General features: G+C 59.5%; 16 protein-coding genes. 9 read left to right on the forward strand and 7 right to left on the reverse strand.

From position 1 onward, the window contains the following. Positions 1-110 precede the first annotated feature (110 nt). Together ACZ25R_RS02245 and ACZ25R_RS02250 are read left to right on the forward strand one after the other, a co-directional pair. Positions 111-779 carry a response regulator gene (locus tag ACZ25R_RS02245; protein WP_105733521.1) on the forward strand — a complete coding sequence of 223 codons (669 nt, stop codon included), beginning with the start codon at positions 111-113 and terminating at the stop codon, positions 777-779. Next, positions 769-2,211, forward strand: coding sequence for a sensor histidine kinase (locus ACZ25R_RS02250; protein WP_223614901.1), 1,443 nt, complete (start codon positions 769-771; stop codon positions 2,209-2,211). Before ACZ25R_RS02245 ends, ACZ25R_RS02250 begins: the two co-directional genes overlap by 11 nt. Before the next feature lie 16 nt (positions 2,212-2,227). Here the strand turns inward: ACZ25R_RS02250 and ACZ25R_RS02255 are convergent, their stop codons facing one another. From ACZ25R_RS02255 to ACZ25R_RS02270, 4 genes are all read right to left on the reverse strand, one after another. Then, the gene (locus ACZ25R_RS02255; protein WP_346305088.1) at positions 2,228-3,106 is read right to left on the reverse strand and encodes an ABC transporter permease; all 879 of its coding nucleotides are present in this window, start codon (positions 3,104-3,106) and stop codon (positions 2,228-2,230) included. A gap of 17 nt (positions 3,107-3,123) precedes the next feature. Next, positions 3,124-3,942 (reverse strand): ABC transporter ATP-binding protein, encoded by an 819-nt coding sequence (locus ACZ25R_RS02260; RefSeq protein ID WP_223614899.1) that lies wholly within the window; start codon positions 3,940-3,942, stop codon positions 3,124-3,126. Between the two features lie 103 nt (positions 3,943-4,045). Further along, positions 4,046-5,062, reverse strand: coding sequence for an ABC transporter substrate-binding protein (locus ACZ25R_RS02265; RefSeq protein ID WP_223614898.1), 1,017 nt, complete (start codon positions 5,060-5,062; stop codon positions 4,046-4,048). Between the two features lie 163 nt (positions 5,063-5,225). Beyond that, positions 5,226-7,316 (reverse strand): putative bifunctional diguanylate cyclase/phosphodiesterase, encoded by a 2,091-nt coding sequence (locus tag ACZ25R_RS02270; protein ID WP_472459898.1) that lies wholly within the window; start codon positions 7,314-7,316, stop codon positions 5,226-5,228. A gap of 275 nt (positions 7,317-7,591) precedes the next feature. On the opposite strand from ACZ25R_RS02270, the gene ACZ25R_RS02275 reads away from it, so the two are divergent. The 4 genes from ACZ25R_RS02275 to ACZ25R_RS02290 all read left to right on the forward strand — a co-directional run bounded on the left by ACZ25R_RS02275 (position 7,592) and on the right by ACZ25R_RS02290 (position 11,085). Continuing rightward, entirely contained in the window at positions 7,592-8,350 is a 759-nt protein-coding gene (locus ACZ25R_RS02275) for a transporter substrate-binding domain-containing protein (protein ID WP_223614896.1), read from the forward strand. 46 nt (positions 8,351-8,396) lie between these two features. Then, a complete protein-coding gene (locus ACZ25R_RS02280) occupies positions 8,397-9,722 on the forward strand; it encodes a GGDEF domain-containing protein (RefSeq protein WP_472459899.1) in 1,326 nt (441 codons plus the stop codon). A gap of 329 nt (positions 9,723-10,051) precedes the next feature. Next, positions 10,052-10,723 (forward strand): hypothetical protein, encoded by a 672-nt coding sequence (locus tag ACZ25R_RS02285; protein WP_472459900.1) that lies wholly within the window; start codon positions 10,052-10,054, stop codon positions 10,721-10,723. Between the two features lie 41 nt (positions 10,724-10,764). Further along, complete coding sequence (locus ACZ25R_RS02290) at positions 10,765-11,085, forward strand: DUF982 domain-containing protein (RefSeq protein WP_472459901.1); 321 nt, start codon at positions 10,765-10,767, stop codon at positions 11,083-11,085. 112 nt (positions 11,086-11,197) lie between these two features. Here ACZ25R_RS02290 and ACZ25R_RS02295 read toward each other — a convergent pair whose 3' ends face one another. Next, positions 11,198-12,091: a LysR family transcriptional regulator gene (locus ACZ25R_RS02295; RefSeq protein WP_472459902.1), complete on the reverse strand. Its 894-nt coding sequence runs from the start codon at positions 12,089-12,091 to the stop codon at positions 11,198-11,200. Positions 12,092-12,194: 103 nt separating this feature from the next. On the opposite strand from ACZ25R_RS02295, the gene ACZ25R_RS02300 reads away from it, so the two are divergent. From ACZ25R_RS02300 to ACZ25R_RS02310, 3 genes are all read left to right on the forward strand, one after another. Beyond that, entirely contained in the window at positions 12,195-13,430 is a 1,236-nt protein-coding gene (locus ACZ25R_RS02300) for an MFS transporter (RefSeq protein WP_472459904.1), read from the forward strand. A 116-nt stretch (positions 13,431-13,546) separates the two neighbouring features. Then, entirely contained in the window at positions 13,547-14,617 is a 1,071-nt protein-coding gene (locus ACZ25R_RS02305) for a DmpA family aminopeptidase (protein ID WP_472459905.1), read from the forward strand. A 40-nt stretch (positions 14,618-14,657) separates the two neighbouring features. Beyond that, complete coding sequence (locus ACZ25R_RS02310; protein ID WP_464664570.1) at positions 14,658-15,527, forward strand: D-amino-acid transaminase; 870 nt, start codon at positions 14,658-14,660, stop codon at positions 15,525-15,527. A 53-nt stretch (positions 15,528-15,580) separates the two neighbouring features. Here the strand turns inward: ACZ25R_RS02310 and ACZ25R_RS02315 are convergent, their stop codons facing one another. Both ACZ25R_RS02315 and ACZ25R_RS02320 read right to left on the reverse strand, forming a co-directional pair. Next, positions 15,581-16,489, reverse strand: a complete 909-nt coding sequence (locus tag ACZ25R_RS02315) for a LysR family transcriptional regulator (RefSeq protein WP_464664569.1) — start codon at positions 16,487-16,489, stop codon at positions 15,581-15,583. A 90-nt stretch (positions 16,490-16,579) separates the two neighbouring features. Further along, positions 16,580-18,094: a serine hydrolase domain-containing protein gene (locus ACZ25R_RS02320; RefSeq protein ID WP_472459906.1), complete on the reverse strand. Its 1,515-nt coding sequence runs from the start codon at positions 18,092-18,094 to the stop codon at positions 16,580-16,582. Positions 18,095-18,102: the final 8 nt, after the last annotated feature.

An 18,102-nucleotide genomic window follows, 5' to 3' on the forward strand; every position in this document is an offset into this window, starting at 1 on the left:
TGGCGCTCTTATCATGAATCCCTGCGCTGGCGAGATGCAAGAATCATGTTTGTCGGTAAAAAATCCACGCGCATTGGTAAATTCCTGCACCCGTAGTATATCCTACGCGCATGCGCATACTCCTCGTTGAAGACAATCGTGATTTGGCATCCTGGCTCGATAAAGCGCTGCGGCAGGCCCATTATGCCGTCGATACCGTCTATAATGGCGAGGACGCCGACCATGCCCTGCGGGTCGCCGACTATGCCCTTGTCATTCTCGATCTATCCCTGCCCAAAATGGACGGAATGACCGTGCTGCGACGCCTGCGCAAGAGCGGCAGTACCGTTCCGGTCATCATACTGACCGCGAATGCAAGCCTTGGCGGCCGGGTTGCAGGGCTCGACGAAGGCGCCGACGACTATCTGGCCAAACCATTCGAGATCGCCGAACTGGAGGCACGGATCCGGGCGCAGCTCCGCCGTGGGCATAACCGGGCCAATCCCGAGATCGAGTTGGGTGAATTGCTGTTCGACGGCAGGACGCGGCAGTTCTTTCTGTCGGGCAAGCTCATGTCGCTGACACCGCGCGAGCATGCGGTGCTGGAGCACCTGATTTTCAAGGCGGGGACGACGGTCAGCAAAACCGTCCTGTGCGAAAGTGTCTTCGGTTTCAATGATTTGGCCGATGCAAATGCCATAGAGATTTATGTTCACAGGGTACGCAAGAAGCTGGAAGGCAGTTCGGTGAAAATCGCGACATTGCGCGGCATGGGTTATCTTTTGCGCCATGGCGAGTGACGGCAAGCCCCAGACGCAGTCGAAATTCCGCCGCTTGTGGAAACGGCTGAGCGAGAGCCTGCGGGTCCAGCTTCTGCTCTGGATCGTTCTTCCGCTGATCGGTGTGATCTGCGTCAATCTCGTCATCAGCTTTCAATCCGCCGAGGCCACCGCCGATCTGGTCAGCGATCAGCTGCTGCTGGCGTCCGCCCGGGTGATTGCCGAAGCCGTGACGGTGGACACCAACGGGACGGTTGCCGTGGATATTCCGCCCGCTGCGCTCGAGATGTTCGATATCGGCCATGGCGACAGGGTTTTTTACCGGGTGCTGACGGCATGGGGAACCCTGGTCTCCGGCTTCGACAACCTGCCCGAACCCAAGAAGGAACAGGTGGGCGAGGATGCGGTTTTCAGAGACTCTCCGGTACGCGTGCTGACATTGAACCACCCGGTGATCGGACTGGCGCGGGATGCCGAAGTGTCCGTGTCCGTCGCGGTGACGCTGAATGGCGAACGGGCAATGCGGCAAAGGCTCTGGTTGTCGGATTTCACCAAACAGGTGCTGCTGGTTCTCGTCGCCGGTTTTGTCGCCATTGTCGGGCTGCAGCGCGGGCTCACCCCGGTCCTGCGCCTGCGCGATGCGGTGCGCGAACAGGGACGGGAGCGGCTTGATCCGTTTTCTCCCGAAACCGTGCAGACCGAACTGCGTCCCCTGGTGCACGCCCTCAACGATTATATGGAGCGCGTACAAAGCCAGATGGCGGCACAGAGGCGGTTCGTCTCCAACGCGGCGCACCAGTTGCGCACCCCCCTGACCCTGGTCGCGACCCAGGCAAGCTTTGCCGCCCGGGAACAGGACAACGACCGCCGCAACGAGGCCTTGCAGGCTCTGCGGTCCAGCACGAAGCAGCTCGCCCGCCTCGCCAGTCAGCTGCTGACATTGTCGCGCGCCGAACCGGGCAGCCGCAGGCCGCGGCGCGACAGGGTCGATATGACCGCGGCAACACGGCAGGTCCTCGACACCTATGCCGAAACGGCCTTGCGCCGCCAGATCGATCTCGGTTTCGAGGCCAGCGAACCGGCTTTCGTCGAAGGCGACGGCCCGATGCTGTCCGAGATGATTGTCAATCTCATCGACAATGCCCTGCGCTACACGCCGGTTGGCGGCACCGTCACGGTTTCCGTTTCCAAAGGTGATGAATGGGTGCAGCTTCGTGTCGAAGACAACGGGCCGGGTATACCCGACGATGAAAGGGCGAAGGTTTTCGAGCGGTTCTACCGTATCATGGACGTGCAGCCCGAGGGCAGCGGGCTGGGCCTTGCCATCGTCAAGGAAGTCGTCGACGGCGCTGACGGTACGGTGAGTTTGGGCACATCCCCGAGCGGAGGATTGACCGTGGACATCAAGCTGCCAACAATAAAACAGGACCGGAGCGAGCCGGTCCTGTCTTGATCGCTGGCATGCTGGATTACTGCATGTCGGTGTGCTGTTGCGGGCGCCACTTTGCCAGCCGGGTTTCGATCATGGTCATGATCATTTCCGCCAGCAGCGTAACAAGCATCACCAGGATGATTGCGGCATACATGCCGGCCGCATCGAATGTGCCTTTGGCAATCGAGATCAACTGACCGATGCCAAAGCGCGCGCCGACAAATTCACCAACGATCGCGCCGATGATGGCAAAGCCGAAGCTGACGTGCAGGCTGGCGAAAATCCAGCTCATCGCCGATGGTACGATTACCGTGCGCGTCACCTGCCAATTGGACGCCCCGAGAATACGGGCATTGGCAATCATGTTGCGGTCGGCTTCGCGCACGCCCTGAAATGCATTGGCGAACACCACGAAGAACACCATGATGAAGGCCAGCGCCACTTTGGATGCCAGTCCCAGCCCCATGATCATGATGAAGATCGGGGCAAGAACGACGCGCGGGATCGAGTTGATCGCCTTGATATAAACCGAGAAAATGTCGGAGAGGAACTGGTTGCGGCCAAGGCCGATGCCAACCAGAACGCCGGCAATGGAGCCTGCAAAAAAGCCGATCAATGCTTCTTCCATGGTGACCCACAGATTGAACCAGAGCGACCCTTCGGCGGTACCCTCCGTGATCCATTCATACAGGCGCATGACAATGCCGCTTGGGCTGGAATAGAAAAACGGATCGATCCAAAGCCTGTTGGCTGCAAGTTCCCAGATGCCGAGAATGCCGACCAGGATGACAAGCCGCCAGAACAAGACAGCGTGTTTGCGGCGTTGCATTGCCTTGAGAGCGGCAGCCTCTATTTCTGCGTCCGAGGTTCCGGCGCGGAAAATCGGAGCAATGTTTTCCAATGGGGTATCGGTCATGATGAAATTCCTCCGGTTCAGGCTGCCTGACTGGCGCGGCGATAGCTCATTTCCACTTCATCGCGCAGATCTTCCCAGATCGTGCGGCAATATTCGATGAAACGGGGCTCGTAGCGAATGTCAGCAACCACGCGCGGACGCGGGAGATTGATGGGATAGACGGATTTCACCGTTGCGGGTCCGGCGGTCAGCACATAGACCTTGTCCGCAAGCGCAACCGCCTCCTCAAGGTCGTGCGTCACAAAGATGACCGAGGCCTTGCGTTCCGCCCACAGGCGCAACAGCTCTTCATGCATCACGGTCCGGGTCTGCACGTCCAGCGCCGAAAACGGCTCGTCCATCAACAGAATTTCAGGTTCATTGATGAAAGTCTGGGCCAGGGACACGCGCTTGCGCATGCCGCCCGAAAGCTGGTGCGGATAATGCTGCTCGAAGCGGGACAGCCCGACACGGGCGAGCCAGTCTCTGGCGCTGCGGGTGGCTTCCGCATGGGATTTTCCCCGGAAGAGCGGGCCGGCCATGACATTGTCAATGACATTGCGCCACGGGAACAAGGCGTCGGTCTGAAACACGAAGCCGACTCTCGGATCGATGCCATTGACCGGGCCGCCCATGAGGCGCACTTCGCCGGCGCTTGGCCGGGCAAGTCCGGTGACGAGATTGAGCGTTGTGGACTTGCCGCAACCTGTCGGTCCGACAACGGCGACGAACTCGCCGGGTTCGACCACCATGTTGAAATCGCGCAAGGCAGTCAGCGACTTGCCGGTCGGTGAAACGAAGCGGCGGCTGACATTGATCAATTCAATGGCAGGGGTCTGGGATGCATTGTCTTTCATGGCAAATACCTGGGGCGTGCTGAATAACGGGCGTGCACGCAATGCCCGATACCAAGGGATCGCTTCCAGCCGCTGGCGGCCGGAAGCGATAGGCTCGGAAAGGTTATTTGGCAGCTTTCACGAATTCAGACGTGAAGGTCTTGGAAAGATCGATCTGCTTGCCTTTGACGTTCTTGGAAAAGCTCGACAGAACGTTCAGTACGGTCTGCGGACCGTCCGCCGGCATCACGCCGTCTGCGGTGAACATGCCCTTGCCGTCGGCAAGCGCCTTTACATAACCTTCCTTGTCGCCGACGTAGAAATCCTTCGGCATCTTGTCGGCAATGTCATCCGCACTGTGGGTGTTGATGTACTTCAAGGTCTTGACGAAGGCATTGGCCAGCTTCTGCGTCGTTTCCTTGTGTGCATCGACCCACGATGTTTCCATATAGAGCGATGCGGCGGGATAGGTTCCGCCGAGAGCGGCCCGCGTGCTTTCAATCGTGCGCATGTCGATCAGGACGCTTGCTTCCTTGGTCTTGAGCATGCGCGAGATGGTCGGCTCGGTTGTCATGCCGGCCTGGATCTTGTCCTGCTGCATGGCGGCAATGAATGTCGCTCCGGCACCGACAGGCACGGATGTAAACTCTCCGGGCTGCAAGCCACTCTTGAAAGCCAGATACTGCGTGAGGAAATTGGTGGAGGAGCCAAGCCCGGTGACGCCGAGGCTCATGCCCTTGAAGTCAGCCGCAGACTTGATCTCGGGGTGTTTCGTCGAAACCAGTTCGACTTCGCCCGGCGCCTGGCTGAACTGAACGATCGATTCAACAAGCTTGCCCTTGGCCTGCAGGTCAATGCAGTGATCGTAGAAACCGACAACGCCCTGGACGGCGCCTGCCAGCAGCTGGTTTTCGGCATCGACACCGGCCGGTTCGTTGAGCAATTCAACATCCAGGCCTTCGTCCTTGAAATAGCCGAGCGCTTCGGCAAGCTTTGCAGGCAAGTAAATGTGCTTTTCATAGCCGCCCACCATGATGGTGATCTTGTCATCGGCATGAGCGGCGGATCCGGCACCGAATGTGCTGGCGGCCATCAAAACGGCAAAAGAAGCCGTGTGAAAAAAAGAGCGTGAAAGTGCCATTGTTCCGTCCTCGATTTGTTTCCCGCACCCTCAATTCTTTGTCACACCGTGGGTGTGTTCTTATGGATGCAGGGGTACTATAGATGACGCAACCTTTCAGTTAGCTTTCAGCGGCGAAAAGCCGTTTTTCTGTTCTGCGATACCCCTGTGGAACGGCGGAATTCTAGGCCGACAATGCCAGAATGGTGGTTGGTTGCGGCAGCGGCATTTCCGCTGCAATACCGTCTTCAATCCTGCTGATCCGGCCGCTGATCATGATCTGGTCCAGCGGGGCGGGCCTGCCCAGATAAAAGCCTTGCGCCGCATCGCACCCCTCCGCATCCAGAAGCGACAGCTGGCTCTGCGTTTCGATGCCCTCGGCCAGAACCGGGATGCTGAGGCTCTTGCCCAGCGCGAGAACCGCGCGAATAATGGCTTTTGCCTGCGGGCTCGTCTCGACTTCGCTCATGAAGGAACGGTCCAGCTTGATCGTATCGAAGGGAAACGACCGCAGGGTTTCAAGCGACGAATATCCCGTTCCGAAATCATCGAGGGCGATGGTGACACCCAGCTGTTTGATCTGGCGCAGGATATGCAGCGTCCGGACCTTATCGGCGATGATCGTCGATTCCGTCAGTTCGAGCTCGAGGCGGCTGGCGGGCAGTTGGGTTTCCAGCAGGATTTCATGGATCAGCTTCGGCAGGTCCGCATGGGAAAGCTGAACGGGCGACAGATTGACCGCAATCTTGTAGGCAGGCGTCCAGGATGTGGCGGCGGCACAGGCCGTGCGCAGAACCCATTCGCCCAGTTGCAGGATCAGCCCGGTTTCCTCCGCAAGCGGGATGAATTCTGACGGCGGGATGAAACCGTGCTTCGGATGCTTCCAGCGCAGCAGGACTTCATAGCCGCGAACTTCGCCGGTCGAAACCGCGGTCTGCACCTGATAGTGCAGGTCGAGTTCATTGTTGTCGAGCGCCTCGCGCAGCTCTCCCGCCAATGTCCGGCGGGCCCGGACCGTTTCGTCCATTCCCTGTTCGTAGAAGCAGACTGCCGTGGTCCGATCGGCCTTGGCACGATACATGGCAAGGTCGGCATTGTTGATCAGCATTTCCTTGGTATCGGCATCATCGGGATAGAGTGCGACGCCGATGCTCGCTCCAGGGTTCACGTCAAAATCGCCAATGCGGATGGGCTTGAACATCGCTGTTTCAATGCGGGCGAGAAACCCGTTCAGCGCTTCTCCGCTGTGCGCGTGATGAATGGCGGCAAATTCATCTCCGCCCAGCCGCGCAACGAATTCGCCGTCGTGCAACAGATCGCTCATGCGCAGCGCCAGAGTGCGCAGAACCTCGTCGCCGGAACTATGCCCACGGACATCGTTGATTTCCTTGAAGCGGTCGAGATCGATGCAGATCAGCGCAATCCGGTTTCCGGTATTGCCGGCGGCGCGGATTTCCCTGTCGAGGCGGTCATTGAAGCTGGCGCGGTTGGGAAGGCCCGTCAGACTGTCGTTCATCGCCATCTGGCGCAGCCGCTGATACGAATCCGCCCGTGTGCGGTCATCGATGAGGTAACTGACGAGCCCCGTACCCACGACAATCATGCCCACCAGCGCGATTGCCAGGGCCATGGCCTGCAGGGCCGCGTGATCGGTGAACGCACCCGCCGTCGACAACGGGGTAATTTTGAACGCCGTCATGCCGGTAAAATGCAGGCTGACAATGGCAAGCGCCAGCACGCCGGACGCGGCGGCCAATCGCCTGTTGAATTTGCCATTGACGGCAAGGTGCAGTGAAACAGCTGAAAGGACGACCGACAGAACAATCGAGGCCATCAAATAGGTCATGTCCCAATCGACAATACCCTGGACGCGATAGGCGAACATGCCGGTATAATGCATGGCCGCGATGGATACACCCAACAGCGAACCGCCGACGATGGAAGGCAGCCGGCCCGATCCGCTCGTGGCTATGACGAAGCTTACCAGCGCTCCGCCGATTGCGACCAGAAGTGAAACGATGGTCAGGACGGCATCGAAGGCGACGGGCGCTCCCGGATCATAGGCCAACATGGCGATGAAGTGGGTACACCAGATCGCCGATCCCGCCGCCGTTGCCGTCAGGAAGTGCCATCCGATTTTTTCCGGGCCCGTTGTATTCGCCGCCCGCTGAAACAGGCGGAAGATCGCCCATGAACCCGATACGCAAACGAAAGCCGCAAGGAGAACAAGCCAAATGTTGTGTTTTCCGCCGATACACGCCATCACCAACATCATGATTACGGTTCTCTCTGTCCCTGTTTGCATCCTCCCGTGGTCTTCCACTACGGACAAACACTTGATGTTGAATTAACGGATCAGGTTATTATTGGGTTGATTTCCAGCTCGCCCAATGGGCGGCACCCGAACGTCCCGCCGAAGCCGGTTTTTCTAAATTTGAACTTGAGCTGTTCAATCAAAATAAATCATGTCGCGACATCGCGGGGCGCCGGTTACACTTTATTCATTTCGAGGCAACCAAATGGTTCAAAATGCTATTTGGGGCACACAAGATGAAATCGGTATTGGCTCTTGCAATTGCAGCTTTGGTTTCGCTCGGCGGCATGGCTTCGGCGGAAAAGCAGACATTGAGAATAGCGACCGAGGGCGCCTACCCTCCCTTCAATTTCATCGATGCCTCCGGCAAGCTGACCGGTTTCGACGTCGAAATCGCCCACGCCCTCTGCAAGGAGATGGACGCAAACTGCTCAATCGTCACGGTGCCGTGGGTGGAGATCATCACGCGGCTTGAACAGCACGAATACGATCTCGTGGTTGCCAGCATGTCGCTGACCGATGAACGCGCGAAGCGCATGGAATTTTCCACGCCCTATTACCGTTCCCATTCGGCTTTTGCCGGCGATCCGCAGAAATTCCACGACATTTCCCCCGCTGCCTTGAAGGGCATTAAAATCGGCGCGGGCAAGGATACGATGCAGGCTGAATATCTCAAGAAAGTCTACCCCGAAAGCACGATCATTCTGGCCGCGGATCAGCCCTCCGCTCAGAAACTGCTGACCTCCGGCAGTGTCGAGCTGATGCTGGCGGACTCGATAGAACTGCTTGCCTTTCTGCAGTCACCCGAAAACTCCAGGTTCGACTATGTCGGTGATCCGCTCACCAGCGATCTCCTGCGCAGCACGTCGCATGTGACGGCCTCCAAGGGCAATACCGAGCTTATCCAGCAGGTCAACGAGGCGTTGAGCCAGATCAGGCTCAACGGAACCTATGACCGGATCAACAACAACTACTTTCCCTTCAGCATCTATTAGGCCGTTACCCGACATGCGTAATCCTTTTCAGGGAATGCAAATTTCGATGCGGGCTGCAGGCCAGCTCCTGATTGCGCTTGTCCTCGTCTATGCCGTTGCGGCGGCCGGCTATTCATTCTTCCTGCTGCAAAAGATCGAAAGCAACGCCGATTACGCGCAGGAAAACCAGCTGCCGCTCGTCCTGGCCCAGAACCGCAATGCCCTGAAGATCGAACGGCTGGCGTCGCTTGTCCGCTCAGCCTATCTCGCCCGGGATCGTGAACTTGAACGGCAGGTGCAGCTGCAGACCCATGTCCTCGCCCGAAGCTTCACCCTGGATAACAATGCGCAACTGGCCGACAAGGTGCTGGAAGTCGCCGAACAGGTAAAACGCATCATTGCCAAGCGGGAACAGATCAGGCGAAGCGAGGCACTGGCCCAAACGAAAACCGAAGGGATCTCCGCCGCACAGCTGGATAAGCAGGCGCTCGAGGCCTATCAATCGGCCATGCATCTGACGGACAGCCTGACACAGGACCTGACGACGGACGCTGCGGCGCTCGCCTATGCGATGTCGGGCGACATTCAGAAGACCGCCAGGATGATCCAGCTGGCATGGATCGTCATCCTGATACTCCCGGTGGCAATCGCCATCGGCGCGCTGTTGGTTGTGGCCCGCCACATCATTGCCCCCATCCATACGGCGATCAACTATCTCGGGTCGATTGACCGGCAGGAAGCGGGCGACGTCAAATTCCGCCATCCCCTGTTTCGGGAGCTTTCAACCATTTTCGATGCCATTCAGGCCTATGGCCGGGTGTCGCGCGACCTGTTGGAGACCAACACCATTCTGCACACCCTGTCCGAGGAGGATGGCCTGACCCGGCTCGCCAACAGGCGCAGTTTTGAGCGAAAGCTGGTTGAGGCGTTCAATACATCCGTCGATCGGGGCGATGATCTGGCCATCGTCATGGTCGATCTCGATCACTTCAAGTCCATCAATGACCGCTACGGCCATCAGGCCGGTGATACGTGTCTCAAAGCCGCCGCCAGCGTCCTCAGCGGCGTCTGCTCGGACCGGACATGCCATATCGCGCGGTACGGCGGCGAAGAATTTGCCCTTGTTCTTCCCGCCTGCAGCCTGGAAGACGGTGTCGCCGTGGCAGAGGCCATCAGGACCGCCATCAGCAGCCTGCGCATCAAGGCCCCGCAGGACGACATCATAAGAATGACCGCCAGCCTTGGCGTCGCGTCGATGCGAAGTGGCGTTTTCGACAGTTCGGAACAGATTCTGGAAAATGCCGACAAGGCGCTGTACCGGGCAAAACACAGCGGCCGGAACAATGTCAAGGCAATCGCCGGACACGACATTGCCGTGCCGATCGTCGCTTGAGCCGGTAACCGGGCAGCCAACGCGCCATTCTGACGCTGTGTGGATCAATCGGGAAGAATCCGGACAAATTGCGTCACTAGAAAGAAGGCGCGGAAACGTATAGGTTGTCGTTGCAACTTAAGGTTTTATTCATCCGAGGACAATGCGATGAGTCGGCCCTCAAAGTGACAAAGGCCAGCACCACTTGCCTGGCAAATGCCGACCTATCACCCGAGCGGCTGACTGCCGTCGACCTCGGTTCCCCATATCCGATTGCATCGAACGATACTGATATAGGCAAGGCGCTTGATCGCCCGATCGAATTCTCTGTCAAATAGGAGAGAACGGCAATGACCTATCTACTTTCGACGTACTGGCCTTGGATGTTGATTGCGCTTCTTCTGGGCATCGCAGTGGGTTTCATGACCTTCCAGCGATCGGTCCAGGCATGGCGGCCGGTTTCCTGGCCGGGCTCGCTTAAACTGCTTTGTCTGCTCTTTGTCGTCGGCCTCGTCGTCGCGGTGCTGAAATGGTTGCCGGGTCTTGCCGGGCAGTATCTGGAGGCGGCTCTGCTGCTTGTCGCCAGCTACATCGTCGGTTATTTCGCCGGCAGCTGGCTGGCAAGTCTGCGCGCCGCCGAACCGGCTGTCCAACAGCAACCCGCCATGGCCCCGGCGGCGGCACCGGTTGCCGCCGCGCCGGCCGCAACGGCTCTGGCCAGCGACGGTCATCCCGGACAGCGCCCGCCGTCAATCGACAGGGTTGCAACCCCCGACAATCTGAAACGGATAGCGGGCGTCGGCCACACCAACGAGATCAAACTCAACGAACTCGGCATCTGGACATTCAGTCAGATCGCGGCGTGGACCCATCAGAATGCGGAGTGGGTCGGCAGCTACCTCGCCTTTCCCGGACGCATTGAACGGGAAGACTGGATCGGTCAGGCGGCACGGCTTGCACAGGGCCTGGAAACGGAATTCTCACGCAGGGTGGATCATGGCGATGTCCCCACATCGCTCTGATCCAAGCATGCCGGAATGCCGGTGGCGGCAGGGATGACTCATTGCTGCCCCAAAATCCTGCGATCATCGAGATGTTGGAATCATGCGATGGAAAAGAGGAAGAGATGAGTGAAAAACGTTTTTCTGTCCCCGTTGCAGTACGATTGGGCATTGCGGGACAGAGGATGATCTACAGCACATGGGAAGCCGTAGAATGTCTCAAAATCCACTGGCCGCGCAATCACGGCCCCAAATACCGGAAGGCACTCCAATCCTGTATGGATGCCCTTGATGGGTGGAAACCAGCCTATAAGGCCCGGCGTGCATTTGTCGATGCGGCACGCGAGGCCGGCATTTTCCTTGAGGTCAAACCTCAGCATTAAACCGTCTCACCCCGGCCGGTATGGCCGTGAGCTGTCCGCGCGGCGGTGACAGAGATCGAGTGAGGTATCAGCTGCAAGCTATTCTTGCAGCTGCATGTTTTCCTTCGAACCGCTAAACTGGATTAAGTGCTTCGGACAAAGCTTGACCAAATCGTGCGATCGGGTCCGCCAGCCGTCCAGCGGGCGGGCGATGCAGCAGCCAGACTTCCACCTTGGGGTGGAAGTCGACGGTCTCGATGACCGCAACGGCATCACGCCACTGGCTTTCGATCAGCGCCGACGGCGTGATAATGCCAATGCCCATTCCGCGTGCCACCAGTGACAGGCGCAAATCGGAACTGATTGTTTCCACCGCTATATCGAATGGCAGGCGGGCAGCATCAAACGTTTCCCGCATGAAGGTGCGATAACCGCAGCCGCTTTCGTTCATGACCCAGGGATGGCGGGACAGATCGAGCAATGTCGCGGGAGACCGGATACCCAGGCTGGGCGCTGCCACAAGAAGCACATTCTGCAAACCGAAACTCTGGCTGACAAGATCGTCCGGCGGCTTGATGCCTTCAGCCAGACAGATGGCGGCAGCGTCGATCTCATTGCGCTGCACCTGTTCGATCAGACGCGGCGACCAGCCCGAACCGACCTTCAATGACAGCCTCGGAAACTCCGCGCGAAGCCGGTCAATCGGCAGACTGAGCGCTGCATTGGACAGATAGGGCATGACGCCGAGGCGAAACTCCCCCGACAACTCACCTTCGGGTGAAACCTCGGCTTTCATGTTCTCGATGGAATGCAGGACCCGCCGGCCGTGTTCATAGGCGGATCGCCCGGCCGTTGTGGGCTTAAGCGGCTTGGAGTGCCGGTCAAGCAGTGTCTTGCCGACGGCACTTTCCAGGTTCTGCACCCGCCGTGTGACGGCAGGCTGCGTCAGGTTCAGCCGTGTCGAGGCGGCGACGATAGACCCTGTTTCAACCACCGCAACAAAGGCCTGAATATCTGGGATGTTCATACGAATCTCGCATAATCATTATACTTTGTATTCAATTGTATCATAACAAGAACAGTCCATAAAGTCTGGTCGAACACCATCGACACCCATTCATGGAGCTGGAATGTCCCACCCGATCCAAGCTGCGCACTGCGCGCCAGACAGTGCAGAATCGTCCCTGCCGGCCTCTCTTACCATCCTCTTCGGTTCCGCGGTCGGCGTCATCGTCACCAACCTGTTTGCGTCGCAGACACTGGTCGGCATCATCGGGTCCGAATTGCATCTGACGCCGTCGATGAATGGTTTCATTTCAACGGCAACGCTCATCGGCTATTCAGCCGGGCTCTTCCTGCTCGTTCCCCTCGCCGACATGCTGGAAAATCGCCGGCTGGTTCTGCGGATGCTCGCCATCGCCGTTGCGGCCGCCGTCTGCACCGCACTTGCGCCCGGCGCGGTCTCCCTCATTATCGCGCTGCTTGTGCTCGGCGCGGCCTGTTCGGCGATCCAGATACTGGTTCCGGTCGCCGCGGCCATGGTATCCCCGGAACACAGGGGGAAGGCGATCGGCGACGTCATGAGCGGGTTGATGATCGGCATCCTGCTGTCGAGACCGATAGCAAGCGCCCTCGCCGATGTGCTTGGCTGGCGTACCTTCTACTGGTCGAGCGCCTTGGCCATGTTCATCCTGGGGAGCGTGCTCGCCTATCGCCTTCCCACGCGCAAACCGCAATCGCAACAGACCTATCCGCAGTTGATCGGATCGCTCTGGAGCCTCTTTCGCGAGGAGCCCGTTTTGCGCCGCCGCGCACTGTCCGCCAGCCTTGCGATGGCGGTATTCAGCCTGTTCTGGACGGCAATCGCGCTGCGGCTGGCAATGCCTCCCTTTGCTCTTGGGCAAGCCGGCATCGCGCTCTTTGCTCTCGCCGGTGCCGGAGGCGCCGTGGTTACCCCGATCTTTGGCCGGATGGGCGACCGCGGCTGGACGATGACGGCGACGCTCGCCAGCCACATCCTCATCGTTCTGGCATTCGGTCTGGCTGCCATAGCTGGCTGTTCCGATGCGGCGTCTCCCATCACCTTGCTCACGCTGCTCGGCCTCAGCGCCGTCCTATTGGATGTGGGTGTGACCGGCGACCAGACGCTTGGGCGGCGGGAAATCAACCTGTTGCGGCCGGAGGCAGGCAGCCGGTTGAACGGTCTTTTCGTCGGCCAGTTTTTCATCGGCGGCGCGATGGGATCGGCACTTGCCGGCATTGCGTGGATTTCGGGCGGCTGGGGTCTCATCTGCGCGATCGGTGCGGTCCTCGGCATCTGTGCCTTGATCCTGGACATCAGCCACGTCCGAACCGGAAGACCATAGGCCAAAATGCCGGCCACTACCGTGCCTATTGCGCATTCGACATAGAACTATTCCACATTTGCGATGCCATCCCATGCGGAAGAGCGCTATGAAAACGCCATAAGGGAGCGCACGGGATGGCACAGGCCAACGGCAATACACAACGATCGAGAGCGCGGGATATCGGCATTGCTCCAGGCCACTATCCGCCCGGTCCGCTCAACGCGATCACCGATGTGGCTGGCGTGCGTGTGGGGCACGTGACGATTGTCGAAGGCGAAACCATCCGCACCGGCGCCACCGCGGTCCTGCCGCATGGCGGCAACCTGTTCCAGGACAAGGTACCGGCCGCGATAGCCGTGCTCAACGGTTACGGAAAGTTCGCCGGCTCGACCCAGATCGAAGAGCTGGGCGAGATGGAAACGCCCATCCTTCTGACAAACACATTGGCAACCGGCAGGGCCATTGAAGCCATCAACCGCTGGACCCTGTCGCAGCCGGACAATGGCCAGCTGGTCTCCATCAACGCCGTGGTCGGCGAAACCAATGATTCCCGTCTCAATGACATCCGCAGCGGGCGCCCCAGCATTGAGGAGATGGGCGAGGCGCTTGCAGCGGCGACCGACGGCCCTGTCGCGGAAGGCAGCGTCGGCGCAGGCGCGGGAACGGTGGCCTTCGGCCTGAAAGGCGGCATCGGCACAAGTTCCAGACGCGTCAGCACAGGCGGCAAGGATTATACCGTCGGCATTCTCGTCCAGTCCAACTATGGCGGGCATCTGCGCATCGATGGCCAACCCTATGCCAGTTCGGCAAGCGAAGACCGGGACGGCTCCATCGTCATCATCGTGGCCACCGACGCGCCTTTGTCGGACCGCAATCTGAAGCGTCTGGCCACGCGCGCTTTTGGCGGCCTCGCCCGAACCGGTGCAGCGCTAAGCAATGGTTCGGGCGACTACGCCCTGGCCTTTTCCACCGCAACGGAGGTTCGCCGCACGAAAAAGCAGCGCAAGAAAGTGACGGCAATCCCGGATCTGCCGAATGAGCTTGTATCGCCGCTGTTCGAGGCAGCCATCGAAGCAACGGAAGAAAGTATCCTCAATTCCCTGTGCATGGCGCAAACCACCGAAGGCTTCAACGCCGGCACATCGAGCCCCAACCGGATCGAGGCCATCTCGCTCGCGACATTGAAGCGCCTCGCCCGCCGGTGATTTCCCGGCCGGCGCACCCATTTCATACCAAGGAGTTCCCATGAAACACACGGCCGACAGCCGCATCGCCTACGTCAACGGCGCGTTCGTTCCCGCCGCGGAAGCACGCATTTCCATCTTTGACCGCGGCTTTCTTTTCGGCGACGGGATTTATGAAGTCACTGCCGTTCTTGGCGGCAAACTGGTCGACAGCAAGCCGCACACCACGCGGCTGCAACGGTCAACGAATGAGATCGGCATCCGGATGGCAGTCTCCCCCGAGGAGATCGAGCAGATTCAAAAGACCCTGATCGAGCGGAATGCGCTCGTCGAGGGACTGATCTATCTGCAGATGACGCGCGGTGCCGAGGAACGGGACTTCCTGTTTTCCGATGACCTCGAACCGACCCTCATCATGTTCACCCAGGTCAAGAAGCTGATCGATTTGCCTGCCGTGAATACGGGGCTCGCCATCAAATCCGTCGACGACATGCGCTGGGCGCGCCGGGATATCAAGAGCACCTGCCTGTTGCCGCAGGTTCTGGCCAAGCGTATCGCCAGGGAAGCGGGCTGCCAGGAAGCATGGATGATCGAAGATGGCCTGGTCACCGAAGGCGCATCCTCGACGGCCTATATCGTGACACCGGAAGGCTCGATCGTCACCCGCGCCAACAGCAGCAAGACGCTGCCCGGATGCACGCGTCTCGCTCTTCTGCAGCTGGCACAGGAAACCGGCATGCGTATCGAGGAGCGCCCGTTCAGCCTCGCCGAGGCTCTTGCCGCCACCGAGGCGGGCATGAGCAGCGCATCCAACTTTGTCCTGCCGGTCACGACGATCGACGGACTGCCCGTTGGCAACGGTACACCCGGCCCCGTCATGCGGCGGTTGCGTGAATTGTATATCGAGCACGCGCACAAGACGGCGGTCTGACCCTCGGCACCGCGGATCTGCCTTTCCTATGCGGCAAGGCAGATCGGACGGCGTCAGTGCGATGACGTCATTTCGGCGATGGCTTGCCAGACGCGGCGAACCACGGGCCGCCGGTTTTGCCGGGACCGGTAAAGCCGGATGTCGACGCTGATATCCCAGCTTGGATCGGCAGCCCGGACCAGCGCGCCCTGCGCGAGATCGGCTCGCGTCAGGCTCTCCGGTGCCCAGGCGACACCCCAGCCGGCCAGCGCCATGCCCGTCAGTCCGACAGCCATGCTGCCCTCATGCACAAGCGTATAGTCCGGCTGCCGCCTGGCAAAGAGGTCGGCCATCAGCTGACCGAAGAACGAAGCCTTTTCATAACTGATATAGGCGACCGGTTTCCCCTCGCGGCCGAGCGCGTGCAACGGTTCTCCATCGACGCCGGGTGCCGACACCGGAATGATATTTTCCGAACCGAGCAGCTGATACTCGAATTCCAGGGGATCGAGCAGCAACGGCACCGACGCGTGGGCATAGGTCAAAAGGAAATCACATTCGCCATCCACCAGGGAATTGGCGTTCTGTTCCATGATGCCGGAGTCCGGGCGCAACCGGGATAGGACCGGTCCGGTTTTCGTGTTCAGCGCCTTCAGCCATTCCGGGAAAAGGGTGAATGACAGGGTGTGCAGCGCCGTGAAGGTAATCGTGTGCGCATCGATCCCCTCGTCCACCTTGAATTTGCGCCGGGCCTGATGAAGCGTCTTCAACGCCTCCTGCGCGACGGGCACAAACTTGTCCCCCGCATCGGTCAGGCGGGACGGATAGGTCGCCCGGTCTATAAGGGTTGTTCCGAGCCAGGCCTCCAACTGCTTGATGCGCCGGCTGAAAGCGGACTGCGTGACATGTCTCTCATCGGCAGCTTTCGAAAAATTCAGCGTATTCGCAAGCGCGAGAAAGTCTTCGAGCCACTTGATTTCCAATGGACGGTTCCTGCTTCACAACAAAAAGGCACCCGCGGTGGGCGGGCGCCTTCCCGTATTACGGAAAGCGATGCGGATTTCAAATCAAAATCAGCGTACCAGCGTATATTCCATCATGCGGCTGCGGCTGAGAACCAGCTCGACTTTTCCGTCGGCGAGGCAATGCAGGCAGATGCGCTTGCGCCAGGGTCCGTCGATGAGCGTGAAGAGGAAACGGCCATTGCCCAGGGGAACCAATGGCATGGCATGGCGCGTCGGGCCGATGCCCATGTTTACCATGCCATCGCATATATCGAAACGCGCCCCATATTCGGCGGCGACCCAATGGCCGTTGAGATCTGCGGATGCCAGTCCCGGCTTTACTGGCAGGAATCGCCGGTTGATATAACCCGCCTCGCCTTCCAGGGCCGTGCCGGTCCAGCGCAGCCGCATCGGCGAGGAAGCGGATCGCGATGAAAACCAGCCGTCGCCATCGTCATAGAGCGTGTCCTCGGCGTCGAGATAGGTGGCAATGCCGCCCGCCATTTCAATCCAGTAAGGGCCGGTTTCCGTGACGTAGAGACCGTCGGGAATGGTGCAGTTCGTCTGCGGCAGCGGCAGTCCCGTGAGGGCACCCATCACGGCCAGGGCAATCTTGTAGCCGTTGGTATCGTCGCGATTGGACACGACGACAAACCCGGTTCCCGCTTCCGGATCAAGGAGGAAATAGGATTTGTAGCCGGGGTGAGAACCGCCATGGCCGACGAAGCGGCGCCCGGCCAGCTCCGACCAGCGCAGACCAAGTCCGTAGCTGGATGGGCGGCCATCGCCCATGCAGCGGGTGGCGGAAAGTGCCGCGAGCAGGCCCGCATGACGATCACTGCCTGCAAGCAAATGCTGCAGCCATACGGCAAGGCTGTTGCCGCTCCCCGTCAGACTGCCGGACGCGGAAATATGCAGGCCAGCAGCGCTGAGCTGCCACGTTTCACCGTCCTTGAAGTAGCCCGGCACGAGACCGGAAACCGGATCGTTCCATACCTCCGGCGCCTTGAGGAAGATACCCAGCGGACCGGCAATCTCATCCTGAACAAAAGCGTCGAAGGTCTTCCCCTGGCGTTCGAGAGCCGCTTCGACCAGACGATAGCCGGTGTTGGAGTACGAAACGTCGGTGCCGGCATCGAAGTTCAGCCGCGTCAACGAGCCGAGAAAATCCAGGAGCGGCTGTTTCTGTGTTTCCGTATAAACGGACAGCCCGAGAAGCGTCAGGCATTCGCGCACATCCGGCAGTCCGCCGCTCATGTCGAGGGCACGGCCAACGGTTACGTCGGCGAGCGGCGGCTGCAGCTCCGCAAGATGGTCACCGAGGCGATCATCCAGCGCGATAAGACCAGCGTTTTGCAGCACCATCGCCGAAAAAACATGCTTGGTCACCGAGGCGTAGCGCACCACGCTGTCAGCTGCAAACGCCGTGCCTGTCGCAAGGCTTTCCAAACCTCCGGCGTAGGCGAAGCGGATGCCTTGCCTATCGAAACCGATGATGGCCCCGCCCGGCTCGTTGGCCGGCCATTGACTTGCAAAGTTTTCGGCACAGGCCGCAGCGGCCACCCAATTCAAACTGACGGACATCCTGTCCT

The organism is Phyllobacterium sp. RCAM01083, from assembly GCF_055685835.1.

Excerpts from the sequence above, each read along its gene's own strand:
- ACZ25R_RS02245 (WP_105733521.1), top strand. The coding sequence starts at position 111 with ATGCGCATACTCCTCGTTGAAGACAATCGTGATTTGGCATCCTGGCTC.
- ACZ25R_RS02250 (WP_223614901.1), top strand. The coding sequence starts at position 769 with ATGGCGAGTGACGGCAAGCCCCAGACGCAGTCGAAATTCCGCCGCTTG.
- ACZ25R_RS02255 (WP_346305088.1), bottom strand. The coding sequence starts at position 3,106 with ATGACCGATACCCCATTGGAAAACATTGCTCCGATTTTCCGCGCCGGA.
- ACZ25R_RS02260 (WP_223614899.1), bottom strand. The coding sequence starts at position 3,942 with ATGAAAGACAATGCATCCCAGACCCCTGCCATTGAATTGATCAATGTC.
- ACZ25R_RS02265 (WP_223614898.1), bottom strand. The coding sequence starts at position 5,062 with ATGGCACTTTCACGCTCTTTTTTTCACACGGCTTCTTTTGCCGTTTTG.
- ACZ25R_RS02270 (WP_472459898.1), bottom strand. The coding sequence starts at position 7,316 with ATGATGTTGGTGATGGCGTGTATCGGCGGAAAACACAACATTTGGCTT.
- ACZ25R_RS02275 (WP_223614896.1), top strand. The coding sequence starts at position 7,592 with ATGAAATCGGTATTGGCTCTTGCAATTGCAGCTTTGGTTTCGCTCGGC.
- ACZ25R_RS02280 (WP_472459899.1), top strand. The coding sequence starts at position 8,397 with ATGCGGGCTGCAGGCCAGCTCCTGATTGCGCTTGTCCTCGTCTATGCC.
- ACZ25R_RS02285 (WP_472459900.1), top strand. The coding sequence starts at position 10,052 with ATGACCTATCTACTTTCGACGTACTGGCCTTGGATGTTGATTGCGCTT.
- ACZ25R_RS02295 (WP_472459902.1), bottom strand. The coding sequence starts at position 12,091 with ATGAACATCCCAGATATTCAGGCCTTTGTTGCGGTGGTTGAAACAGGG.
- ACZ25R_RS02300 (WP_472459904.1), top strand. The coding sequence starts at position 12,195 with ATGTCCCACCCGATCCAAGCTGCGCACTGCGCGCCAGACAGTGCAGAA.
- ACZ25R_RS02305 (WP_472459905.1), top strand. The coding sequence starts at position 13,547 with ATGGCACAGGCCAACGGCAATACACAACGATCGAGAGCGCGGGATATC.
- ACZ25R_RS02310 (WP_464664570.1), top strand. The coding sequence starts at position 14,658 with ATGAAACACACGGCCGACAGCCGCATCGCCTACGTCAACGGCGCGTTC.
- ACZ25R_RS02320 (WP_472459906.1), bottom strand. The coding sequence starts at position 18,094 with ATGTCCGTCAGTTTGAATTGGGTGGCCGCTGCGGCCTGTGCCGAAAAC.